Below are 26699 nucleotides of genomic sequence, written 5' to 3' on the forward strand. Positions count from 1 at the left end.
TTTATTTTATCTCTTTGATGAACGCACGGCGGCGCTTATGTTGTTGAGTCTCAAAGTAATCCCATTGTGCCTGAACTTTTCCGTTCAGTTCCAGTTCGGGGTTGCTTTCCGCAAAGATAAAACCTAATTTTTGATAAACTGGAATTAAATCGGAAAATAACAAAGCGTTAACACCTTTGTTTTGATATTCCGGTTTCACTGCAACGAGTAGCAGATCAAGCATTTTGGCACGGCGTTTCATAAATAGTGCCTTTAACAGATAGAACCATCCGAGTGGCAACAGACGCCCGTGTGATTTCTGTAAAGCCTCGGCGAGAGATGGCATGGAGATACCTACACAGACCAGTTCGTCATTGGCATCAGTAATCAGTGTAACCATCCGTAAGTCAAGGATCGGCAGATACATTTTCACGTATTGGTCGATTTGCCGCTGTGTCAACGGAGAATAGCCATAAAGAGGACTGTATGCTTCATTCATCAACTCGAAAATCTTCTGTCCGTAGTCTTTGGCTATTTTTCTTCCGGAAGTATATTTCTTTATCTTGAGGTTATATTTTCGTTGGATCAGTTCGGAGATACGTTTATGCTTGTCGGGAATGGCATCCGGTATGTAGATTTTGTATTCCACCCAGTCGGCGTCTTTCTCGAAGCCTAACTTTTCCATGTGTACAGGATAGTACGGGTAGTTGTAGATAGTAGCCATGGTACTAAGTTGGTCGAATCCTTCAACTAACATACCTTCCGCATCGAAATCAGTAAATCCGAGAGGACCGGCAATGTGAGTCATGCCTCGTTCTTTTCCCCATTCTTCCACCGTTTTGATGAGTGCGGATGATACTTCGGGATCGTCGATGAAGTCTATCCATCCGAAACGAACGTTTTTACATTCCCACTTCTCGTTCGCCTGATTGTTGATGATTGCAGCTACACGTCCTACTATTTTATCGTCCCGGTATGCGAGGAAATAATCTGCTTCACAGAATTCGAATGCTGCGTTTTTCTTCTTGTTGAAGGTGTTGAGCATGTCGTCATAGAGGTCAGGCACAGAGTAAGGGTTACCCTTGTACATTCTGTAATTGAAACGGATAAATTTCTTAAGTTCTCTCTTTGTGGAGACTTTCTTGATTGTAATAGCCATATCTCGTATTTATGATTTGAGCAGGCAAAGATACGTGATAATCTTTAAATTACAACGTGTGGGGTGGCAAAAACTGTATCTATATAATTTTAGTGCTTATGTACCATTTGAGTTTATGCATTATGATAGTGAAGAGGGAGTTTACTTCGATGAAAAGCAATAAACATTACCCGCAAAACCACAAACAATCATCTTATTCCCGGATACGGCTACGGTTGAAAATATAGGCGCTCCAATGTGTCGTTTATCTTTTATAATTCCTGTAGTTTGGTCGATGGCATATAGATAACCGTCGGAAGCTCCGATGTAGACAATTCCTTGTGATGCAACAGGACTTGTTTCAACTCCGGCTTGCGGAGTGGTGGAATAAGGAGCAGTATATACAAGTGAAGGTGACGTTTCTGCTTTCCATTTATTGAAAAGTGTAGATTTGTCCAATGCGAAAACTCCCCGGTCGGCAGTACCGAAAATGATTTCCTGTTCGGTGATGAGTGGGGTGGATGTAACATCCAGATTGGCTGATAACTCTTTTTGTTGCAATACTTTTCCGGTCTGTGGCTCTATTGTGAAGAAGCTCTTGGAAGAGATAATCCATAATTTCCCGTTTTTATAGACAGGAGAGGCTCCCCGGTTGCCAAGTCCGTTGTCAGATAGTTTCCAGAGTTGCTTTCCTGTGTGGATATCATTGCCGTATAAACCTCCCCATTGGGTTCCGCTGACTAATACATCTCCGGCAATAGTGAGTGTTGTAGTAGAACCTTCCCGCTGTTTCCAGTCCTTGTTAGTCCATATCGTTTGTCCTGTTTTTAGGTTGTAGGCAGATAGTCCGGCGCCGATTCCGGCATAGACCACTCCTTTGTCTACTGTCAAGCCTTCAGTCAGATAGGGATAGCTGTCCAAATTAATAGATTGTTTCCAGAGTAATTTCCCTGATTCACTGTCTAAGGCATAGAGGTTGCAGGAGGCATCTTGAGCTACTACAATTCCATTTTCATAGGCTATTGTGTTCTTAACAGAATTTGCAGTACGGAATTTCCACAACAGTTTGCCTGAATTAAAATTAAATGCGCAGATAAATGTGTTCAGTGATACATTATCGTCGGTGGTAGCGATAAATACTTTCTGTCCGGCGATAATGGGAGAACACATAAAAATGTTACTGCCTGTATTAGCTGTCCATTGTAATTGCAGGGGGAGCTTGATTTGAGAGTTGTTGACTCCGCCGGAGTGTGCTGCGTTTTGAAGTAATGTATTCCAGTCTTCACCTGCAATAGTGGATAATTTGAAGTCCTTTTGGTAGATAAACTGGCTGGTAGCAGTCGCTTTCTTTCCGTTGCTGAAGAATGAAGTCACTGTGAGATTTAGTTTTTTCCCCATTTCATTAGCCGGCATTTGAATGTTTCCACCCCAGTTCCATTCTGTACGGGAGGCTAGATCGCCTTTAGCTATTTCTTGATTATTTTCCGAATCGCTTAGGATATAAGAAACGTGAGACGTTTTGGCCTGCGAATAATATGTATTGACGGAAACAGGAAGCTGATCTTTAGTGATGGTGCAGGCTGCGGCCGTCTGATTATTCATCGGAGAGACTATTGCGATTTGTGGCTCGATGAAAGCATATCGCAGTTGGGTGGTGATATTGTCGTTTGCGTCTACTTTTATTTCTCTAAAAGAAGAAGGGGAATGGTCAATGCCTCCTTTATCCAATGTGCCGGTACAGATTGTATAAATCCCATTTTGGTTGCGGACATAGTTGTAATGCATGTGTCCGTAGATTTGGGCTTTGGTATTGAAAGAACGAAAATCAAGCAGATGATCGTCATCTGCTTTAAAGACGAAAGAGTCATTTGGAGTAAATAAGTCGTGATTGAAAAGGATAAGTGCCTGGTCTTTTTTTATGAGAGCAAGATCGTTTTTTAGCCAGTTGTATACATCTCTTTGGGTATAGTTGGTCGGGTTATCTCCGTGGTCGATTGGAGTGACTACATAATGAACGTTACCTATATCAAATGAATACCATGTCGGACCATAGAGAGATTCGTAAAGCTCTTCGCCATAGTTGCCTTTCACTAAGTCATGATTACCGATACAATAATAAACAGGACAATCCATTGTTTGTGCATTTACCACTTGATTGTGGATGGTGAGTCCCGGTTCGTAGCAGATATCTCCGGTGTGAATGAGGAAGGCAGGCTTCTCATTGTCAATGTATTGCTGGAGATCGGTTACCCAACGCCCCATTCCACCCGTTACTTCGGTGTCGGTGATTTGCACGAAAGAATGTTTTCTGGGTTTTGTCCGCTCGCTTTCGGTTAAGATAAAATCGTAGCTTTTTCTGTTCTCTTTGGTAGAAAGGTAGAATTGTTGTGTTTCAAATCCCGCAGGAGTTGTAATACTTATGAATCTTGTTTTCTCGAATCCGGGCAAAGAGAACCGACCTTTCTTATCTGTTTTTACTACGTTCAATCCATCTGTTACCATAACTCCCGCCAGCGGCTTATCGCCTTTATCAACTATGCCCGATTGATTAGTGTCGACAGAAACTGTTCCCTTAAATTGAGCGCATAGAGGCAGATATAGTAAAAATGATACCAGAATCACAGATAGTCTTTTCATGGTCGGTTCTCAAATTTTAGTGTGTTAAGCTAATTATTCCTTCTCTTGTTTTAGTTGTTTTATTTCTTCGTTGTACCTGATTTCTTCTTTACACAGAGGCTTATACCAAGTCTTTCTTAGTATCAAGGTCGTAACCAGAAGCAATGCGATAGAGCTCCAGAGCCCCAATTGTTGGCGGACAACGAGATACATTGGGATAATGGTAAGGCTGCATTGCCACACAATGCCGATTGCCACGTTGAATGCGTCTCTTTTGAAGTTGCGGTTTGGCTGGATATGAGGGTAACGGGCCAATGCTTTTTCTTCAATCGGCTTCCACCATCCCCATGGGCGTACACGGGTGTAGAAGTTGATGAGCGTCTCTTCGTCTGTTGGAGGTGCGCTATAGGTTCCTGCGATGCATCCTATCAGGGAAACTCCGAACAGTACGGGGAAGAAATAGAGTACCCATGCGTCGGGAACAGTGAACTTCATGACGATGGCTGCTATTACTCCGGCGGTCATTCCCCAGAAATAGCCTTCACCATTGAAGCGCCACCAATGCCATTTCAGTACGTTGGCCGCGATGTATCCTCCGAAGAGTGCTCCTACAATCCATTGGAATATTTCATTGATGTCTTTCAGGAAGAATCCGATGACAGTGCTGATAACTACTACTGCGACAGAAATAATATAGCTACTGCGTATTTGTGTTTTCACACTCGCTTTCGGATTGATATATTTCAGATAAATATCATTCACGATATAAGCCGGTGCGGCATTAACAGTGGACGCAAAAGTCGACATGAAAGCTGCCAGTAGTCCGGCTAGTAGGATTCCGGCTAATCCTGCAGGCACATAACGTGTGATTAGATGGGGGAGGATAGTTTCAAAATCCGTTCGTGTCACTTCCATTTGTGTCAGACCGCCATCTTCTTTAAAGAAGTAGATAGCCAGCAGAGCAAATCCCATAATCATCAGGTAGCGGGGGATTAATAGTACGACTGATACGGAACCGCTCATCATAGCCGCTTCTTTGGGGGATTTGCAAGATAGAATTTTCTGCATATCATAGTTGGGCGCCGGTCCTGCCATACTCATAAATATTCCTTTGAGCAAGGCCATCATGACGAAGATGCTAATCAGGCTATATGGTTCATTCGCCATCCGTTCCGTCAAGAGGCTCATCCGACTGCTCCAGTCGATATCCAGCGTCCATCCGAAGAAAGGAGAGTCCCAGCCGGCCGGTACGAAAGAATGAATCATGTCCGGTGCTACCATTTGCATTCCGATAACAACAATTACGATACCTGCTACTGTCATAATCAGGAACTGCACAACGTCTGTCCATACAATACTCAACATTCCTCCGAGCATTACATAGAAAGTGGCGATTGTGGTAAAGAAAATACCATATACATGAGGAACATATTCTGCAGGCACATTGAAAGGAATGAATGGAGATACTACTTCCCAGGGGATGAATATCTCCATAAATTTACCAATACCTATGAATCCATAACTTAAAAAACCGAGTACGCTAAGTAATGCAAAGATGATAACAATCGTATGTGAAAGAGTCGATCCTTTGCCTTTACCGAAACGTGTCTTAATCCATTCTGCTCCAGTGAGTACATTGGAACGACGTAACCACACGGACAGATAAACCATTAGAAAGATTTGGTTGAACACTGGCCACAACCAGGGAATCCAAAGGCTCTTGAATCCGTAGGCAAATGCCCAATATACCATCAGCATCGTTCCTGTGATGTCAAACATTCCGGAAGCATTGGAGAGTCCGAGCATATAAAATGGCAATGATTTCCCTCCCAGGAAATAAGAATCCATATTTTGGGCAGCCCGTTTCTTCAGGATAAGTCCGATGACAATCATGGCGATGAGATAGGCACAAATGATGAGAATATCGATTTCGTGTAGTTTCATATCGTTATTTCGATTAGGTTTATTTTATTTGATGCAAAAGTAGGGCGAAAGTAGTAGGGAAACAAATATTATTTTAACTCATTCTGATACTTTTTCCTTAAATCCGCAACAGTTATCATGAAAGCGTCCTTCATGATAACTGTTGCGGATTTAAGGAAAAAGAGAGAAAATTCCTGCAGGAATACTCTCTCTTTACAAGCAGAAGGTCATATAGGCAGGCAGATACACTACTCCTTCCTTTACGTACAGGTTCTTCGGATGAATCACATAGCATTCTCCTATGCGCTGATGAAAACTCTCTTTGAATTTGATGAGTGAACGAATAGTATACTTGTCATTCGATTTTACCTCTATCGGAAAAATCTTATATTTTAGTTTGCTTTGGTTCGACAGGATAAAATCAATTTCCATGTCGTTGCGATGCTTTTCTTCATTGTATCGGGTGTAAAAGTAAAGCTTGTGTCCGGCAGCCACAAGCATCTGTGCGATTACGTTCTCGTAGAACATACCCTCGTTCACCGACAGTTTTCCCAACAGGATTTCCCGGTAAAGTTCTCCGTCAGAGATTTCATTCTCATCGAATGTATGGCTGATAAGTAGTCCGGTATCACCCATATAGCATTTCACATAGGTTCTGTCTTCATTCAGCGAGAGGCCCACATTAGGATCTGAACAATTAAAGCATTCATTGGCAATCATTGAATCAGAGAGCCAAAAGAAAGTATCATGATACTTTGGGAAGCTTGCTCCCTTTTCAATACGATTCATTACTACCCGTCTTTCCGAACGTGAAAGAAAAGCGGGAATTTGGTCAAAGATGCTCAATACGTTCGACCTGTAACCTGACCTTATCTTCATTATGTCATTCCGATACAGTGTCAGTATATCCCTTTTTTCCACATCGGCCATTTCGAAGCTCCGGTTGTTCTCCAAATACGCTGACAGGCTTTTCGGCATACCGCCCACAATCATGTATTGACGGAACAATAACATAGCTTTGGCGTGAAGTCCTTGCTCCAAAGGTTCCTTTTTGTCAAAGCATTGGCGGATATATGTTATCAATGGCTCTTCATTCATTGCCCAAGCAAACTCTTCGAAGTCCATGGGGTACATAAGCTGTGTTCTCTCTTCTGAGGGAATGGTTATATCTTGTACATTTTCTTTTATGGAAATGAGCGAGCCTGTCTCAATATAGTCGAACCGCCCATCCGCAACCAGATACTTTATTGCTTGCCGGGCTTTCGGAAACTGTTGTATCTCATCAAATATGATGATGGATTCCTTTGGGTAAAGTTTTACACCATATTCCGAAGAAAGAATCAGGAAAAAGGTATCGAGATCATTCATATAATTGTTAAAGGCTGAAGTAACCGAGTCACTTACCTTGTTGAAATCCATCAAAAGATAGCTTCGGTATTCATTTTTTGCGAACTCTTCCACAAGAGTGGATTTACCTATTCGCCGGGCGCCTTCTATCAGAAGTGCCTTGGTTCCTGCCGCCTGTTGTTTCCAAGCAAGCAGCTTGTTATACATTTTGCGTTTAAATATCATGTAATTCTCTATTTATCATCTTATTAATACGCAAATTTAATGATATCCTCTGCAATACGCAAATTTAATTTCCTATTTATACCCTGCAATGCGCACTTTTGATAAGTGCTATTTTACCTGCAATACGCACTTTTGTATCAGCTATTGTCCTGCTTTATAGAAAAGCCCTCCATTGACGTGGAATTGGTCAATGGAGGGCAACTAATACTGCTCAAGTATTGAGCTCACATTACCTTAAAAATAAACCTGTTCTGCCATTACATATTTGTTAGCTTCTATGAGCTTGCAAATGTTTTCTACAGAAGCAGCAGAGCGTAAACCGTCTGCCGGGGTGTGAAGACAATAATCTATCAGCCTGTCTACGGTGGAAGTTGCTACGTGCATGCGGGTATCGGAAGATGCGTAATAGATATACACTGTTCCGTCCTCGTCTGCAATCCACCCATTTGAGAAGAGCACATTGGAGACATCTCCAATTCTCTCTTCTCCCATAGGGGCCAATAAGAAACCACCCGGTTCGGCAATGACTTTTGTCGGATCTTCCAAAGATGTCATATACAGATAGAGTACATAACGCAGACCGGCAGCACATGCACGAACTCCATGGGCGAGGTGCAACCATCCTTTGGGGGTTTTGATAGGATGGGGACCTTCGCCATTCTTTACCTCTTTTATTGTATGGTAATGACGGTGGTTTATAATGATTTCTTCTTTCACTTCTGCATGGGTAATGTCATCTATAAGCGCCCAGCCAATACCTCCTCCGTTGCCGGCGTCGATAAAGTTATCCTGTGGACGGGTGTACAGGGCGTATTTGCCGTTAACAAATTCCGGATGCAATACAACATTGCGTTGCTGACTTTTGGAAATCAGGTTTGGCAGCCGTTCCCAGCTTTTTAAGTCTTTAGTACGCACGATGCCTGCTTTGGCTATGGCGGAAGATAGGTCGCCTGGTGCAGCGTTCGGGTCAAGACTTTCGGAACAGAAAATGCCATATATCCAACCATCTTCATGGGCTGTCAGACGTATGTCGTAGACGTTTGTTTCACTTGGGTCTGTGTCCGGCAAATGTATCGGGTATTCCCAAAAACGGAAGTTGTCTATGCCATTCGGACTTTCGGCAATGGCGAAGAATGATTTTCGGTCGTTTCCTTCTACACGTACTATTATTAGATACTTTCCATTCCATTTGATAGCTCCCGAATTCATGGTGGCATTTACTCCGATTCGTTCCATTAGGTATGGATTTGTTTCCGGATTCAAATCATAACGCCATTCCAAGGGAGTATGAGCAGCTGTCAGGATAGGATATTTATAGCGCTCGAATATTCCATTTTCGGAAAATATCATCTTATTTTTACGTGAGATAAGTGACTCATGTTCTTTTTTTAGAATATGAAGTCTATTATTGTATCTATTCATATCAATTCAACATATTAAGAGATAAAGATTTGCAGTCCATTTCCCTTGCATCTTCTTGACAAGATAAAAAGAAACTGTTCACAATGCAGATAGACATGAAATGCATGCTGTGTTGTACGAACAGTTTCTTTTTATGTTTTATCATTCTAAAAGTATGGGGGTACTTTTAAACGGATATGTCAAGTTTATAAATTATTGCTTAGTGATAAAGTAAGAACGAACGGTGTAACCGGGTTCCAAGAAGCTAACCCAATACCAGCCATCTTCTACTTTATCTATTTTACAGTCTTCTATTGAATAGGCAACATTTTTATCTACTGCATTTTTAGCAACTTTATAAAGTACAGCATTGGTCTTTACTCCTTCTTCAAGATTACCGGTAAATTGGACTGCAAATCCGGAAGCATAACTTCCTGTACTCTTTATTGTTAATAGCGAAATATTAAGTTCTTCAGAATAAATAGCTTCACCAACTTTTGCTGTAGAAGGATACTGATAAGCATAAGAACCAGCTATTAAGTAACGATAACTTGGATTTTCCCAATAAGGTTCATCAATAGTCTTGATATGAATGTCAATGGATTGTCCTTCTTTGTCCTTGATGGTGATTGCTTTATTGAAATAGTTTCTTTTCAATCCTTCAATAATAACTTCTGTTCCATTTTCTGCTACCGTACATTTGATATAAGATTCGGAGTATTTTGGGAGACTGCAGGTATAATCACCATTTCCATCCAAAATTTTAATCGTAACGGGTTCGCTTGTTATTAGATAAGTAATATCTTCACTATTATCTACTACCAGCCTCTTTATTACTTTCACAGCAATCTCGGCTGTTTTGTTGTGACTGTCTTTCACGGTTAGTATCGCAGTCCCCGGAACGATAGAAGAAGTGATTTCTATTTTTCCATCTTCACTGATTTTTGCTGTTGCTACTGACTCATTGGAAGATGTTATGCTATATCCTCCATTTCCAGTATATATTTCGAGCGTTTTGTGTTCTTCAAAGAACATAGTCGTGGAACTTGTTTTTACTGCTAGCTCCTGTTCTTGAGCTACCACTACTTTCACATTTGCCGAATTCTTAGTCCAGTCGATAACGGTTAACGTTGCAGTGCCATATTTCAAACCTGTTACAATCACTTCATTGCCCGAAATAACTGCTGTCGCTACTGCAGCATTTGAACTAGACACTTTGTATCCGCTATTGCCCCCAGTAATATTAAAACTCCCTTCGGTTGTCTCATCTAAATTAATTGTCAATGTCTCTGCATCCACAGTCAGACTTGTGTAACTAGGTAAGTCTTCATTACAACCGGAAAATAATCCGATTGCACAAAGTGCGATTCCTGTTAAGTGTATTATATTTCTTTTCATGATATTCTCTAATTTATAATTCGTTATTCAACTTCATGGTTTTTCATTTTACCAGTCACAGTTACAACACTATATTTGGGAACGGTAATAGAACGTAAACCGCTTTGAGACGGATTGATCTTTTTGTGTTTCCACTTCACATATTCACTGGAAGTATATGTTCTCATATTTTGGAATTCCACTCCTTCAATCTCAATCAATGTAGAGAATGATTCTTTTTGAGATAAATTGATTAGTACAATAGTGTAGGTGTCATCTTTCACATAAGCAGAAACCAACAAGTCTTCGGGGAGTTTATCTGTTTCTGAAGAAATAGCTTCTACGTCTACACGTACGGCATTTTGCTCAATAAATTTGCTGAACTGTCCAAAAGTATAGTAGCGTGGAACTCTGTAATAGTATGTACTAGGTAATGCCTCTTCTAATTGAATTAGGTTTTCGCCCGTAGTGCTGCAAGGACGTGCACCTGACCACCATACAAAGGCACTCATATTGGCATTTGCCATATAAGCATGAAAAGTTTTAGCCCATTTCATTGCATCCGGCCATGTCTCTTGGCGACCTTTATCATCACTAAGCTCTGTTTGCCACATGTGGACATTGCGCTTTTCTGCCTCTTCAAAAGGAATGACATTTTCATCTCTTGTAGAATATCCATGACCGGCTACAATGAAATTTGGATCTACCAGTTCCGGATATTTTTTTAAACTATTATTGATAAAATCGACCGCCCATTTCCACTGGGCATTTTCTGCATAAACAAGTTTCATATCACTGTGGCCTCTTTTCTCCATCGCTGGACGAAGTTTTTCGAGGACAAATTTAGCCATTTCTTCTTCAGACCATGCACAGGTTGCCCAACCACCTAAACTAGCAAGTTTGTCCGGTTCATTCCATCCTGATAATGCATATATGTCAATGCCGAATTTTTGTTCATATGCATCGACGAAATCCAATAGATATTGGGCATATTCATCGTAATATTCCGACTTGAGGCTTCCACCATTAAGTTTGTTATTGCTTTTCCATTTGATAGGAGGACACCAAACTGAAAAGAAGAAATTGACATCTTTATATTTTCTACTTATAAGGTCAACTAACCACATTTGGCCAAGTTGACATTGTTCTCCGCACTCTTCACCATTGTAGTTTCGCCAGTAGTTATTAATCATAGAAGGATCATCGGGCTGCAGCATAAAATTACGATCCATCTTGAATTCAATATCTCCTGTAGTTGGATTACCGTAAGACGGGAATATCTCGCCTCGGAAAATATTTAAATCCAAACCGTTTTCACTAAACAGGTCTTCTATCACTGCGTCACGCTGCATCGTATTCCAAATACGATGTGACCATCCGCAGAAGGCACAGCCGAAGCCATCAATTACTTGATGTTTGTTTTCTTCTCCGATTTTCATTCTTACAACAGCGGTAGTTGTAGGTTCCGGTGCAATCCCGTCATCGTCAAAATTTTCTTCAACTGGTTCCGGGATAAAAACATCACTATGGTCTAAACTTCCATCGTCACATGAATATCCTAAGAATAGGAATAATGCTACAAATAATAATGAGTATATCTTCTTCATATATTCTAAGTATAAATTGGTTGTAAAAATATTATCTCCATAGTTCAGTTTGTACCATGGCATCATTGTTGTTCAACTCTCCAGAAGGAATAGGGTAATATTTATGTTTTTCTTGAAAGTATTCTGCTCCCTGTTTTTCATTTTCAGTGAAAATATTTTTAATCTCTTCAGTGGTATACCAGCGTTTTAGGTCGTCAAAACGATGTCCTTCACCAAAAAACTCGAGCAAGCATTGGTGCTCTATTTCTAACATCAAGTCCGATTGGGCAAATGTCTTATCAGCTAATCCTGCTCTTTTGCGAACGAGCTTCAATGCGGTGTTTGCCCCGTTTACATCGTTTGTTTTGGCACAAGCTTCGGCGTACATTAACAGCACTTCTGAGAATCGCATAGCTCGTAAATTGTTTGCTTTCCCTTCCTTATGACCCATAATATCAGCATCAGAAGCATTTACAAAATATGCAGTGTATTTTTTTAGCAAAAACTTACCGTCACCTTGACTGTAAGATGGAGCACCACCACTCATTTTACCGCTATTGCCATCCCAAAGTTGCTCCATAGAACGGCTTCCTCCATACCATTTCTCGTTCTTCACTACATCTCCCATAGCTTCGGGATTGAAAAATAAGCTTGCATACATGCGTTTGTCATACTTCGTATCCGAACCGGCAGGACGTTCTTCTTGCACAAACTGGCCGACGGCAAAGCTGGAAGGCATCAGCTTAGCCCAACCACCGGCGGCAACCGGACCTACAAATGTTGGAAGTGAGTTACCTAGGTTGATACCGCTTTCGTTACCCCATGTCAATTCACCATCACTACTATATTGCAATTCGAAAACAGATTCCTTATTGTTCTCATTCGCTGTAGTAAAATTCTCGGCAAAGTTTTCAATTAAGTCGTAACGTCCTGGATAATAAGGGGCTTTCGTCAATAGTTCCAGTTGAGCTTTTGCTTCTGGATACTTGTGCTGGTATAAATATACTTTTCCAAGCATAGCGATGGCTGCTCCTTTCTCAATACGTCCTTTCTCGTCACCGGAACGAGTGACGGGAATATTGCTATTTATAGCATTTTTTAAATCATCCTCTGCTTGCTTCCAAATTTGTTCTTCTTTAGCCGCGGGTTTATTGCTTTCGTCTTCGTTAGACGGAATTAAACGTAGAGGAACTTCTTTATAATTATGAACTAATAGGAAATATTGGAATCCTCTTAAAAAGAGTGCCTCTCCTTTAATCATGGATCGGTCTTCCTCACTAATTCCTGCCGCTGGAATTTTATCGATGTTTTTTATTACAAGATTGGCACGTTGGATACCAGCATAAAGCGCTCCATACGGATCATATCCGGTAGTAGTTGAGTTTTGAAATGTTGCGATGGTCCACATAGAAGGTTCTTCATTCAGAACCGTAAAAATATCATCACCACGACTATTTAAATTTAACCATCCGTCAAATGCTCCGTAATAACCATACATTTGATATTTTATGGGGGAATAAGCAGCGGCAAGACCGCTTTCTGCATCCGCTTTATTTCTCCAGAAGTTTTCTTCCGTGAAATGATTAGGATCTTTCAGATCCAGAAATTTATTTTCGTTGCATGAAGTCAGTGCTCCGGATAAGAGAGTTGCCATGCATATATATGATAACCAATTCTTTTTCATGTTATTAATTCAATTAGTGGATTTTATCATTGTATCATAAACTAACCTGAATACCAAATGAGATAGTACGCGGGAGTGGATAGCGTCCTTGGTCTACTCCTCTTGAGAATACGTTGTAACCCACTCCGATATCTATGCTGCCACTTTCACCGAGGTCAGGGGAATAGCCGGAATATTTACTTAATGTGAACAGGTTTTCCATTGATGTATAGATTCTTACATTTTCCAGTTTTACCTTCTTTAGCAGGCCCTTAGGAAGGGAATAACCGATATCTAGTGTTTTCAGTCGGAAGTAAGAACCATCTTCCAGCCATCTGTCGGTAAAGGCTAAGCCATTGTCTATCCCATCTGTTTTAGAGAAACGAGGAATGTCTGTGTTCTGATTGTCCGGTCTCCATGAGTTAGCCAACTTCGTGCTGTAGTTGCCATTGAACTTACCAGATTCGAGGCAATAACGTTGATAATTATATATTTTGTTACCAGTCATACCATCAAAGAAAAGATTGAAGTCAAATCCTTTCCATTCGCCTCCCATGCGCAGACCGAATGAGAAATCCGGGAACGGATTACCTACATCATGTTGGTCATTTTCATCAATCATACCATCACCATTCCAGTCTTTGTAACGAACGTCTCCCGGTTGTGCACCCGGTTGTATTTGTCTGCCATCCTTATTCTTGTAATTGTCAATTTCTTCTTGAGTGCGGAAAATTCCATCACTTTCAACTAGATAGAAGTAAGACATAGGATGCCCTTTTTCAAATCTGTTGATACCATTTTTGGCAGCGGCGTGAGCGGAATAACCTGAAATACCCATATCGTCGCCTCCAGCCGTAATCTTCGTTACTTTATTTTTCTCTGTAGTGACGTTTGCACCTATATAATAGTTGAAATTATCGCCGATATTGCTGCGCCAGTTTACAGATAGTTCAAATCCTTTATTGCGTACTTGTCCAGCGTTTAGGATAGGAAGTCCGCTGATACCAGCTGAACCTGAAACAGGAACGGGTAGTAATACGTCATTTGTGTTTTTTACATAAGCATCGGCGGTCAATGTCAATTTACCGTTCAGCATGCTTAAATCAAGTCCCACGTTAAAAGTTTCCGTACTTTCCCAAGTCAGGTTGGTAGGTGAGACTGCGGTAACGTTGGGTAACTGACCGAACCATATATTATTTCCTTGAAGGTAATTCATGCCATCGGATACTATGCTAATAGTGGGATAGTAGTTGTCCATTTGCTGATTGCCTAGTTTACCATAGCTGAAACGGAATTTGAATTGGTCAAATATATTTTCCAGCGGTTTGAAGAATTTTTCACGATTGATATTCCACCCGATGGATGCTGAAGGGAAGCTGCCGAATCGATGTCTTTTTTGGAAGCGTGAAGAACCGTCACGACGGATAGACGCTGAAAACAGGTAGCGGTCGTCATAAGTATACATCACACGTCCGAAGAGCGATACGAGAGTTAATTCTTTCAATGAACTAGAGGCTGTCATTGTCTTAACGTTACCTGTCATAGTGTAGATGAATTCTGGAATATCCGTGTTGCTACCGTTCAATCCATAGCTCTTGTCTTTTTGTGCAGAATAACCAACCAATGCAGAAATATTGTGCTTACCAAATGCCCTGTCATAGTTCAACGTATTCTCCAAAACCCACGATTCGTAATCGGATGATCCCTCACTTAGGTCTGGAGCATCGTTTTTACCAGCAGATCCCAAATCGTAAATGCCTGTATATGTGCGGCTCCTGTTATGATCCTTTCTAAGTCCGAGATTCAACTTATACTTTAAACCTTTAATTATTTCAGCTTGTAAATAAGCGTTGAGGAAAATTTGAGTTTTCTCATTGTTTTTGTTCACCGTTGAGTAATATGCATACGGGTTCGGAAGATTGATATCGGCCGAAGTTCCCCATCCTGTAGAGTTTGTCGGATCAAATACCGGTACGACTGAGGGAAAACGTAAGATTTCTCCCATTGTATCTTGATTGATATTTCCTTCTCCTTTAGATAAGCGAACAATCAGCGACTCACCGATAACCAACCTATTATCCAGAAAAGAATAGTCACTTTTCAAACGAATATTGTAAGATTCGTGGCTAGTGTTACGGAGAATTCCTTCCTTATTTAAATAGCTTGCGGACGCACTATATGAACCTGTCTTGGAACCTCCGCTGATGTTTGCGTTTGCTTTGTATGTCATTGCGGTGCGAAGCATTACCTCTTGCCAATCAGTACCTTCACCTACAAAGGGAACAGCACCGACCTCGTTACCGTAACCATCAGCAGACAGTTTATAATAACGTGCGAAGCGGCTGTATTCTTCACCATTAAATACTTTCAGTTTTTTCGGTGTCTGGCTGAAACCTGTGAAAAAGTTTACCTCAAGCTTTGTAGGCATGTCTTTACGACCGCTTTTAGTAGTTACTAATACAACGCCACCGGCTGCACGAGAACCATAAATAGCGGCGGCAGCCGCATCCTTCAACACTTCAATGGAAGCAATATCTGATGGATCTACCATGCTAAGGTCTCCGAAAGAACCGTCAATGACGTAAAGTGGATCATTGCTAGAGAGAGAACTGATACCACGTACGTTAATGGTCATTCCTTCATTCGGGTCACCGCTAGTACTTGTTACGGATACACCTGCAATTTTACCTTGGAGTGCTGTACCTGCATTTGTGGCAACGGCACCATTCAGTTCTTTTGCGCCTACTGAACTTACAGCTCCGGAAAGGTGACTTTTTTTTGCTGTACCATATCCGATGACAACTACTTGTTCGAGAGCCACATTGTCTTCTTCCATACTGACATTAATCGGAGCGTTAGATGATATTGTATGCTCTATACTTTTCATACCTATTGTAGAGAATACCAGTATGTCGCCTTTATTGGCTTTAACGGTATATTTACCGTCCATATTTGTAACTGTACCAGTGTCTTTTCCTTTAACTTTTACTGTGACTCCTGGTAAGGGCTCGTTAGTCGTAGCTTCTGTTACGACTCCTTTAACTTCAATATTCTGGGCTACCAATGGAATACTGGCTAGGCAGAGAAAGAAGAAAAGTAAGAAATGAATTTTTTTACTCATGATTTATTGCATTAGATTTATAAACTCTTAGACATATAATTCGTTTTGTTAATTGTGAGTGGCAATAGGGAATATTTTCCATCAACATTGCTTACACTGGAAGTCTATTTACTGATGTAACTTAATAGATGTGCTACTCCAATAAGATAAAATAATTTGTTTTTCATTGCATATATAATTTTATATTGTTTGAATCTGGGAGCAAAGGTAGGGTGGTTTAGTACGAGGGACAAATATAATTTTATCAAATACTAATACAATATTAACAAAAAGCATAAATATGAGTAAAAAAGACAATATAATTTCTTTAATGTGATACTGAAATACCATTAATTGACGAATTTATTGGTATGAATATTAAAGCCTGATTTATATAATGCCCTCTGGGATATATAAAAATTTCCGGCAGAAGATAAATGAAATAAAGAATGAATGGCTTTGATTTACTATTTGGTTCCATTGGATCTGCGATTTCATCTTCAAAATTGGGTATATAATCATTTGCTGTTTGCAGGCAGCAAATGGTTGTGCCTTTTTCTCGTTTTAATAATTCCGGAATTTGGCTGATACCATAGTTGAAAGTTGCATATCTTTTCTCTATTAATGTGCTATTTTTAAGATTTTGTTGAAAAGTGATTATGCTAAAATTGATGAACTATAGAAGATATTGCATAAATAACTGTATGTATATACGAAAATATAAGCTGATATTGTATAAAGCTATACGGAATATGCATTTTTTCCTGTTTGTAAAGCACTTATTACTTTAAAACCAATGAGGTGTTCCTCGGTGTGCATCGATTTGTTTCTCACCGGAGAAGCTATTGTTTCTCGGTGAGGAAGATGTGAAGGGGCTATTAGGTGCTTGTTTTCCCTCTGGTTTATTATAAATATTGAAAACAAGACAGTGATAGGAATGTGTAATATTTGAATTTATACCTTTTAAATGGTAGATAAAGAAGGAAAAATGTTGCGATTTGATTGGGGAATCATTTAAATAATAATAAAAAAGATTTTTGTACTTGTAAATGCCGGCGCTTTTCTATTCTTTTCAAACGGTGGATGTAATTAATGCCTTTCCAGACTGTTTAGATATTCTTTTTTTAAGAAGAGTCATTTTTTCAGTGAGTAGACTTTTTATATAATGACTATATTTCAGCAATAATCTTTCAGTATATTGAAAGATTATTGCTGAAATATACCTTGAATGAAACCATTCTTTTAATTTTTATAACCTGCGAAAAAATATTTACTACATATCATCCATACTTAAGCAACGACTGTCTATCTCATATTTAGAGAGGATTTTAGTACGGATTGTTTCTACTTTCTCTCTAAATTCTGTTGGCTTAAAGTTTTTGCGCTGTCGTTTCACTTCGGCTACTAATGCATGCTTGTCATCTGCATAAATCCCTACAATATCAATTTCACAAGGGATCTTTTCCTTTTTTGTCTGCCACCAAGAACCGATATTCCGGAATTCTTTACTTTCAGCCATCTTTTGGCGGAAATACATTTCAAGCGTTAACCCTGAATAGGTTGGGTAATCATCCTTTATTATTTTTCCTAACAGTTCAAGGTTTCCTGTTTCAATGAGATCGTTATACTTTGTGAAATAACGAAACCAAAAGCGTAAAAACAAATCAGATATCTCAAAGCGGACAGTTTGCGTTCCGTCTTTTGCAAAAATAGGTCGTTTCTTTGTTATCAATTCATAATCCTCTTCCAACCGCTTTAAATGTCCGGTAACCGTTGTTTCCCCGGTCGTGTCGTTGAGTTTTGGAATCGTATTGTCGCCATTTGCTATTGCTGATAAAATAGCAAAGTAATTTCCGTATTTTTTCCCAAACTCCTGAATCAATAGCGTCTTTCCTTCGTTTTGGAACATGGAATCTGGGAGCATCATAAAATCAATCATTTCATCAACACTCATACAGCCATTATCGATGAAATTCTCTATATATTTCGGAACTCCACCTGTAAACGTGTACAAAGCTAGTAAGTCTTCATTTGTGTAGTTAGGTTTATGATCCGATAATATTTCTTTCAGAATAGTGGTTTCAAACGGTCGTAATTTCATTACGCTATCACAACGCCCGTAAAGGGGCTCTTTATAATCCATGAAAATACGATGCATAAGGGTGTAGACAGAACCACTGGCAATTAAATTCACGTGGGTAGTATCCTTATATCTATCCCAAATATCTTGCATTTGACTGTATACTGTTTCATTGATGTAAAAGAACTCTTGAAATTCGTCTATAATTAAGTTATAGGACATATTTCGTCCTATACCCATTAGTGTTTCAAAGAGATTTGAAAATGATGAGATATCCGGTGAAATAAAGCTATTAAGCTCTCTGCTCGCAACTTGTGCAAACTGGTTGCAAAGCATTGTTTCATTTCCCCGACTTACAAAGAGATAGACCGTAGGTGTATTTTCGCAAGACTTTAAAATCAAACTTGTTTTACCGATGCGCCTACGACCTGTAAGGACAGTCATTTGAGAATGATTATTAAAAGCTACTTCTCTAGTTTTATTTAATCTCTGCAATTCTTTCTCTCGATTATAAAATTTCATAGCTCTTTCTTTTTAAATTCCACCACGGTAATAATAACGGCCGTTATTTTTTGGCTATGTGCAAATATAGACATTCCGATTTATATTTCATAATGTAATAGCCTAAAAAAGAATCCTAAAATGAAAGTAGCAAATTAACGTGAGTCCGATATAGAAATTGATTCCATTGGACCTGCCTAAACTTCATCAGCAAAAAAAGACGTTGGAGGATTTATTTTTCTTGCTGTTGATGGGACAGAAATTGGGCATCATAATCGGATTCCACTATGGATGTTTGGACTTCTTTACTAGTGAATATTGGATATTTTATATAATGACTATATTTCAGCAATAATCTTTCAGTATATTGAAAGATTATTGCTGTATTTGTTTCAGTAAATAAGATGAGTATGGAGAAAAGAGTGATTATTTGAAAACAATCTTCATCGGTCTGCCTATCCAGACTTGTGGTTGTTCGAGATTGAAAATAGATGCTATGGTAGAAGCTACATCATATTGCATCATGCTTATGTCATCAAAACGAAGTCCTTTTTTAATATTCTTGCCGGAAATGATGAAAGCTGTTTCCATTTCTCGCATTGTCTTGCCGCCGTGTCCTTTGTCAATGCCGCCGTGGTCGGAAGTTAATATAAAAATAGTATCATCAAGGATTCCTGCGTCTTTTACAGCCTGGACAATTTGACCGACATATATATCCAACTCTTTGAGTTTTTCATAATAGGCGGGAGTATCATGTCCTTCAGTATGTCCGGTATGGTCGGGGCCGTCGTAGCAGATGGCAACAAGGGCCGGATGTTTCTCTTTTATATAGGCTGATGCCATATTGCCTAATTCTTTGGGAGTTTTGTTGCAATCGGCAACATGATAATGATAGTTCAGAGAAAGGGTGTCCACTAAATATTTGATACCTTCCCATTCGTAGAGGCAACCGATTTCTGCTTCCGGGCGGGCGTCGCGCAGCAATTGGAATACAGTCGGGAAGATTCCGTTCTTGTTCAATACACGCGACGGAAGTTCAGGTGTTTTGGATCCCCACTCGGTATATCCGTGAAGTTCCGGTCCGGCTCCCATAAACATGGATGCCCAGTTGATGGCGCTGGAAGAAGGAAGTGCCGAACGTTTCTTTAATGTATAAGAACCGTCTTCCATTAATTTTTTGACATTAGGCATATCTGCTTTGGGTAGGCTATATGCGCCCCAGCCATCTAAACCGATGAAAACAACGTGTTTGGCCTTGTCTTTTCCTTTGGCATTACAAGAATATGTGAAGCTGAAGAGTAATGCGAATGTAGCGAGTAATGTTAAAAGGTTTTGTCTATTCATGATACTTTTATTTAAATGGTTAATGTTTTATTCGTTGTTTAATAAGACGTCATCATTGATGATAAGCAAAGGTAGGCTATTGTGAAAAGGAGACAAATATAATATTAGCATATACCAATACTTTTATACAAATTGCTTTTTATTTGTTTTTTCAGTGTGAATGGATAATAGTTTCCAGTATAACTGGAAACTATTATATGATGCTGATTATCACTTATTTCTCGTGATAAGAATGATCTCTTGGAAAATCATCTCCATCCCATGCTTTTTTCGAAGTCCAAGGCTGTGCGGCATCTGTCCAGAACGGATCATCTGCGGGAAGACCTAACGGCAGGAAGGCAAGTGACGCCATATATAAGCTGCCGTTATTGGTGTAATAATCGGAGATGCCGGGTTGTGAACCGTTGAAGCCCAGTGTTAGAAAACCTTTTTCATTGAAGTTGCGGTCGTTGCCAAACATACGCTCGATAACAGCAGTCATGCCGGCACGTATTTGTCCGTTTGTTAATTCTTTGGGAAGCCATTTTCGCCAGGCGAGTAAGGCTAAAGTTTGCAGGGAACCGGTGCGGTAAGTGATGGAACGTCCGACAACGGGTAGTGTGCCTTCCGGAGAAATAAGCCGTTCGAGAATCATGCCGAATCGTTGTGCCCGTGTGATTGCTTTCTGATAATCGCAGCCGGGCATATTCCATATATTTTTGTGTTTGCCGGCTTCGGTGATTATTTCCAGTGATTCTATATACATAGGATGTATCACGAAACTATTGTAATAATCGAATGCGAAGTTGGGACCATCCGAATACCAGCCGTCACCTACGTACCATTCTTCTATCTTCCGTAAGGAAGAACTGATACGGTAGGTGTCGCTGGGTGCGCCTGCTTTTCGAAGAAACGATTCGACAGTTGCACTGAACAATAACCAGTTGCTATATGACGGATCAACTCGTCTGAGTTGAGTGAATTCATTGATGTAACGTTGTTTAGTGAGGCTATCCAACGGTGTCCATAAAGCATCATAGCCTCGTAGAAAACTTTCGGCGATATAGGCTGCGTCTACCAGTGTCTGACCCTCTTGGCGCCATAACAGATAGTCCGGGCTTTTCGGGTCTACGGCATTGACGTAGCTTTTCAGTGCCCATTCGCGGAGCTGTTTACGGTGGGTTCCCTCTGTGGTGTTATCATCCGGCAGTGACAACCAGGGAGCCAGTCCCGCCATCAGTCGTCCGAAACATTCCATATAAGTGACATCTTTGTTGCGGCCGTCCCATGTCGGGCTTAATTCGACAAGCATATTTTGTTTTAGTGCTCCTTCGCTCATATTACTTAATACGGGAGCAGCCATCCGGTACATCACTTCGCACCATATTTCTCTGTCACACTTTTCTGTTTTCTTTTTTGCGGTGGCCTTTTCTGCCGGAATCAACAGAATGGTAACTATTAGTAAGAAGAACCAATTTAATCTATTCATGTATTATTTACTGTTTAAGGATTATTTTAATGGTCAGTTGGCTGTTACTGGCTGCTGTGACAAAGGTAGGGTTATTCAACTTGCGAGACAAATACAATCTTAGCATTAACTAATACTTTTGCTTTTTTTATCCCAAACTGATACTTTTCTGTGCGAAATGGGTTGTGATCTGTGTTCGTGTTTTGATTTGTTATATATTTGCCTGCAAACAAAATATTACTATGAAGAAGTATTGGATGTATAGCAGTGTGATAGCTGCTTTATTGGCCCTGCTGGTAAGTGGCTGTGGTGATTCTCAACGGACTCTTGAGTTTCGCGGAATTTGTGTGGATGATCTGCATGGTGAAAATGGACTCTATAATCCCGGAAGAGGATTCCGGTTGGAGACGGCGGTAGATGTGTTGCACGAGAAAGATCGTCCGACAACGGAATTGTTGGAACTGTCGGAAAAGTATGTAGCAGACAGTGTGTCACTCGTTCAAAGCTATTTCTATCTTACCTATTTAATAGGTGAAAAACTATCGGAAGAAAACTTCCAAACTATGCAAACCTATTTTGATGAACTACAGAAGTTGGGTAAGAAAGCGGTGTTGCGTTTTGCTTATGAGCGGGACTTTATGGGGAGAGCCGCCGTCGGTCCTACCGGAGAGCAGATTTTGGAACATTTGGACCAGTTGAAACCTTTCCTGGAGAAAAATAAAGACCTGATTTTGGTAGTGCAAGCCGGTATGATCGGTGCATGGGGAGAATGGCATAGTTCTATTCAGGGTTTGGAGAACTCGGAAGAAACAAAAGCAGCCGTGTTGGAAAAATTGCTTTCGGTGGTTCCCGTAGAGAGAAATGTACAAGTGAGACTACCGGAATTTAAGAACCTGTTGAAAGATAAACCGGAACTGTATAAAAGACTCTCGTTCCACGATGATTTTATTGTCATACGGCCTGACAGGTGGGATGCTGATATGCACGAAGGAACTGTCAAATTCGACCAGATTGTGAAAGAATCGCCTTATTTGGTGGTAGACGGTGAACTTCCCTGGGGATTTTGGAGTGTAGGTGCCGATCCGGACAGTCCTTCAGCAGGATGGATTATCGATGGTATGCAAACGGCGAGACGCCTGTTTCTCCAGCATTATACTTCATTGAGTATTATACATAATTATAAAGAGCAGCATCCTAATAACAGGTTTGATGAGAACAATCCTCCCGAATACTCCATGATTGTGTGGAAGAAAACAATGATAACGGAAGATTCACTTCGTCAGCATCATATGCCTGTATCCGACAGCTATTTTCAGAAGCAGGACGGAACGAAGGTACAACGTAATATGTTCGATTATATACGCGACCATCTTGGCTATCGGATTGAATTGCAGTCGCTTCAACTACCGGAAAAGTTACAGTCTGGTAAGGAAAACCGACTGAAATTAGGCTTGGTAAACAGAGGTTTTGCCACTGTCTTTGGGGAGCATCCTGTCTACTTTGTGTTGATTGACGACAAAGGGAAAGTCACCGAGTTCCTGACGGAAGCCAACCCGTTGGATTGGCAACCGTTCCAACCGGGAGACGCGGCATATACGCCATTGGTACATTCTGTAAATCAGTCTATTCAATTACAAGGCCCAATGCCCGCCGGAGAATACAGACTGGGTCTGTGGATACCCGACGGTTCGGAACGGTTGAAATATAATCCTCGTTACGCCCTGCGCTGTGCGAATGGTAATACCACCTGGTGGGTGTCTGAAGACGGAAAATATGGCGTTAATGTATTGACAACAGTTGAGGTGAAATAACGATTAATTTTAATTTACCTGTATGAATAAAAAGGCTTCTGATAGTAGTGTCAGAAGCCTTTTGCTATTCTCAAGTGTTATAAATCAATACCATCGTGTACGCCACATAACAAAGTATCATAATCCCTCCTTCGATTCTTGTGATAGTCCTTTTGGCAAAGAACAGCCCGAATAACCAGAGCAGGATACCGGAACCTACTAGCGTAAGCAGGTCGAAGTTGGTAATTCCGCTAAGATGGAGAGGGGTGATGCTGGCGCTACATCCCAGTACAAAGAATATATTGAAGAGGTTACTACCGATCACATTTCCAATGGCAATTTCCGGATTCTTCTTTAATGCGGCAACGATAGACGTAGCCAGTTCAGGAAGAGAAGTACCTCCTGCAACCAGTGTCAGTCCGATAATCGATTCGCTGACACCCAGGTTGCGGGCGATGCCCGTGGCGCCGTCAACAAACAACTGACCTCCAAAAATAAGGGCAGCCAAGCCTCCGATGATATAAAGAATGGATTTCCACCAGGGGAGTGATTTGATTTCTGTCTCCTCTTCTATGGTCGGAGCTTCTATCTGTCCCGCCTGTTCCGTTGTGCCCGGCTTGGAGGCGATGGCAAAGGTATAACCCATGAAGATGACAAAGAAACAAAGTAATAATAAGCCGTCTACTCTGTTCAGGATATTCTCCGGAGCTTTATCTAGAAATACATCATTGGCACAAATCAGCAAGACAATAGAAGAAAGTATGCAGAGCGGTATCTCTTTTCTAAGTGTATTGCGGGTGATGACAATCGGGGCGAATAAGGCCGTGCAGCCCACAATCATCAACGTATTGAAAATGTTGCTTCCCACTACGTTGCCTATGGCAATATCCGCGCTTCCTTTGAGAGCGGAAGATACACTGACTGTCAGTTCCGGGGCAGAAGTGCCGAATGCAACAATGGTAAGTCCGATCACGATGGGAGGGATGTGAAAGCGCTTGGCTACCGAGGCGGCACCGTCTGTTAATCCGTTAGCTCCTAGAAGAATGAGGATTAATCCCCCGATAAGTAATAATATATTCATATTTTTTTCTCTTTTAGTGGCAAAGATAATCAATTTGGAAATGGTAATGTCAAAAACAATCCGTATGTTTGCTCTGTTTTTAATGAAATGTTAGATTAACCTTAATTATAATCAAGGAATATAAGGTATGGAAATAAATAAAATAAAACGGTCGTTACTGGTGTTGTTCTTTTCTTTCCTGGCAATCGGGGCGCAAGCACAGTTGGAACAGGCGGTTAAGAAGATATTTGCCGGAGATACAATAGCGGGCAGACATGTTCCTTTGAAGCGGGATTCGGATTCTATCCATCTGGTGAATATGCGGAAATCATTGGAGGAAGCCCGGCTCAACGAGGCGAATATGCGGATGGAAATGGAGCAGATGAAGCTCCAGATGGCTACCGCCGACTCCGTAAAATATGCACAGCAGCGTCAGCGTATCGACTCCCTGCGGCAGTTCACTAAGGGCATGCCGGTAGTGGCGGACGGTGATACCTTATTTTACCTTTTCACCAAACGTGGTGGATATACTCCCCAGCAACGTGCACAGATGACCGGTGCAGCGATCGAAGAAATAGGAAGACGTTTTAATTTGAAACCTGATTCTGTTGCTATTGACCATTCGGACATTGTTTCCGATTTGATGTACGGCAGCAAAGTACTGCTTTCTCTTACCGATCAGGACGCTTTGTGGGAAGGAGTCTCCCGTGATTCGCTGGCTAAGGAAAGACAACAGAACGTTGTCGCCAAACTGCATGAGATGAAAGCGGAGCACGGACTTTGGCGAATGGCAAAGCGTGTGCTCTATTTTGTGTTGGTAATTGTAGGACAGTATTTTCTGTTCCGCTTGACCAACTGGTTGTTCCGTAAACTGAAAGCGCGTATTTTGCGTCTGAAAGACACGAAGATAAAACCGGTATCTATCCAGGGATATGAATTGCTGGATGCGCAGAAACAGGCAAACCTGTTAGTATTCCTGTCCAGTATCGGGCGGTATATACTGATGGGATTGCAACTACTGTTTACCGTACCATTGATTTTTATCATCTTCCCGCAGACAGAAGGGTTGGCATATCAACTGTTAGGATATATATGGAATCCGATTCGCGCTATCTTTGTGGGTATCATTGACTATATTCCTAAGTTGTTTACCATTATCGTTATTTGGTATGCTGTGAGGTATCTGGTGCGTCTCGTTTTGTATCTGGCACGTGAAGTGGAAGCAGGACGACTCAAAATCAACGGCTTCTACCCGGACTGGGCGATGCCGACTTTCCATATCGCCCGTTTCCTGCTTTATGCATTTATGATTGCGATGATTTATCCTTATCTCCCGGGCTCCGATTCCGGTGTGTTCCAAGGTATTTCGGTATTTGTCGGATTGATCGTTTCGCTCGGATCAAGTACGGTTATCGGTAATATTATTGCCGGACTGGTGATTACTTATATGCGTCCGTTCAAGATGGGCGACCGGATCAAATTGAATGATACCACAGGTGATATCATCGAAAAAACTCCTCTTGTCACCCGTATCCGGACTCCTAAAAATGAGGTTGTGACTGTTCCCAATTCATTTATCATGTCATCTCATACGGTAAACTACAGTACTTCAGCCCGTGAATATGGATTGATTATTCACTCGGAAGTATCTATCGGCTATGATGTTCCCTGGCGGCAGGTTAATCAGATATTGATTGATGCTGCGTTGAACACTCCCGGTGTGGTGGACGATCCGCGTCCGTTTGTGTTGGAAACTTCGTTGAGCGACTGGTATCCGGTCTATCAAATTAATGCTTATATCAAACAGGCAGATAAGATGGCACAGATTTATTCGGATTTGCATCAGAATATTCAGGATAAATTTAATGAGGCCGGCATTGAAATCATGTCACCGCACTATATGGCAGTTCGGGATGGAAATGAATCGACCACTCCCAAGGAGTACCAGAAAAGCAATAATCCTTCTAATAAAGCCGGAGAAGAAAGTAAACCTGAATAGTTTTTTCAATTTATCCATCGTACCCATTCATTCGGCAATTAGTTTTTGTTCATAATATCCGTTACACCCAGAACCGTCTACTATAATGGAAGTTGTTTTTTGTCGAACATTTTTACACTATAG

General features: G+C 40.8%; 15 protein-coding genes. 2 read left to right on the forward strand and 13 right to left on the reverse strand.

All coding sequences use genetic code 11. The features are described from left to right. Position 1 precedes the first annotated feature (1 nt). The 12 genes from DW862_RS08505 to DW862_RS08560 form a co-directional block, all read right to left on the reverse strand. Positions 2–1138 (reverse strand): GNAT family N-acetyltransferase, encoded by a 1137-nt coding sequence (locus tag DW862_RS08505; protein ID WP_004311086.1) that lies wholly within the window; start codon positions 1136–1138, stop codon positions 2–4. Positions 1139–1279: 141 nt separating this feature from the next. After that, entirely contained in the window at positions 1280–3754 is a 2475-nt protein-coding gene (locus DW862_RS08510; protein ID WP_008023378.1) for a PQQ-binding-like beta-propeller repeat protein, read from the reverse strand. 33 nt (positions 3755–3787) lie between these two features. Then, positions 3788–5677: a sodium:solute symporter family protein gene (locus DW862_RS08515; RefSeq protein ID WP_061448480.1), complete on the reverse strand. Its 1890-nt coding sequence runs from the start codon at positions 5675–5677 to the stop codon at positions 3788–3790. 192 nt (positions 5678–5869) lie between these two features. Further along, positions 5870–7228: an ATP-binding protein gene (locus DW862_RS08520; protein ID WP_008023375.1), complete on the reverse strand. Its 1359-nt coding sequence runs from the start codon at positions 7226–7228 to the stop codon at positions 5870–5872. Positions 7229–7462: 234 nt separating this feature from the next. Then, entirely contained in the window at positions 7463–8650 is a 1188-nt protein-coding gene (locus DW862_RS08525) for a glycosidase (RefSeq protein WP_008775256.1), read from the reverse strand. Between the two features lie 192 nt (positions 8651–8842). Then, complete coding sequence (locus tag DW862_RS08530; RefSeq protein ID WP_008023371.1) at positions 8843–10027, reverse strand: hypothetical protein; 1185 nt, start codon at positions 10025–10027, stop codon at positions 8843–8845. 23 nt (positions 10028–10050) lie between these two features. Next, complete coding sequence (locus DW862_RS08535) at positions 10051–11613, reverse strand: glycoside hydrolase (protein WP_008023369.1); 1563 nt, start codon at positions 11611–11613, stop codon at positions 10051–10053. A gap of 31 nt (positions 11614–11644) precedes the next feature. Beyond that, complete coding sequence (locus DW862_RS08540) at positions 11645–13276, reverse strand: RagB/SusD family nutrient uptake outer membrane protein (protein ID WP_008023368.1); 1632 nt, start codon at positions 13274–13276, stop codon at positions 11645–11647. Between the two features lie 34 nt (positions 13277–13310). Beyond that, positions 13311–16376, reverse strand: a complete 3066-nt coding sequence (locus DW862_RS08545) for a TonB-dependent receptor (protein WP_120067784.1) — start codon at positions 16374–16376, stop codon at positions 13311–13313. 1252 nt (positions 16377–17628) lie between these two features. After that, complete coding sequence (locus DW862_RS08550; RefSeq protein ID WP_087317393.1) at positions 17629–18957, reverse strand: ATP-binding protein; 1329 nt, start codon at positions 18955–18957, stop codon at positions 17629–17631. Between the two features lie 405 nt (positions 18958–19362). Then, entirely contained in the window at positions 19363–20280 is a 918-nt protein-coding gene (locus DW862_RS08555; protein WP_087317391.1) for an alkaline phosphatase, read from the reverse strand. A gap of 214 nt (positions 20281–20494) precedes the next feature. Further along, positions 20495–21748: a DUF2264 domain-containing protein gene (locus DW862_RS08560; RefSeq protein WP_120067787.1), complete on the reverse strand. Its 1254-nt coding sequence runs from the start codon at positions 21746–21748 to the stop codon at positions 20495–20497. 221 nt (positions 21749–21969) lie between these two features. Between DW862_RS08560 and DW862_RS08565 the strand changes: the two genes are divergently transcribed. Further along, on the forward strand, positions 21970–23538 hold the full coding sequence (locus tag DW862_RS08565) for a DUF4832 domain-containing protein (RefSeq protein ID WP_165861899.1): 1569 nt from the start codon (positions 21970–21972) through the stop codon (positions 23536–23538). A 70-nt stretch (positions 23539–23608) separates the two neighbouring features. Here DW862_RS08565 and DW862_RS08570 read toward each other — a convergent pair whose 3' ends face one another. Next, complete coding sequence (locus DW862_RS08570) at positions 23609–24598, reverse strand: calcium/sodium antiporter (protein WP_120067789.1); 990 nt, start codon at positions 24596–24598, stop codon at positions 23609–23611. A gap of 127 nt (positions 24599–24725) precedes the next feature. Between DW862_RS08570 and DW862_RS08575 the strand changes: the two genes are divergently transcribed. Beyond that, positions 24726–26576 carry a mechanosensitive ion channel family protein gene (locus DW862_RS08575; protein ID WP_120067792.1) on the forward strand — a complete coding sequence of 617 codons (1851 nt, stop codon included), beginning with the start codon at positions 24726–24728 and terminating at the stop codon, positions 26574–26576. Positions 26577–26699 lie beyond the last annotated feature (123 nt).

It is taken from the genome of Bacteroides sp. AM37-9 (assembly GCF_003603455.1).
Lineage (GTDB): Bacteria > Bacteroidota > Bacteroidia > Bacteroidales > Bacteroidaceae > Bacteroides > Bacteroides xylanisolvens.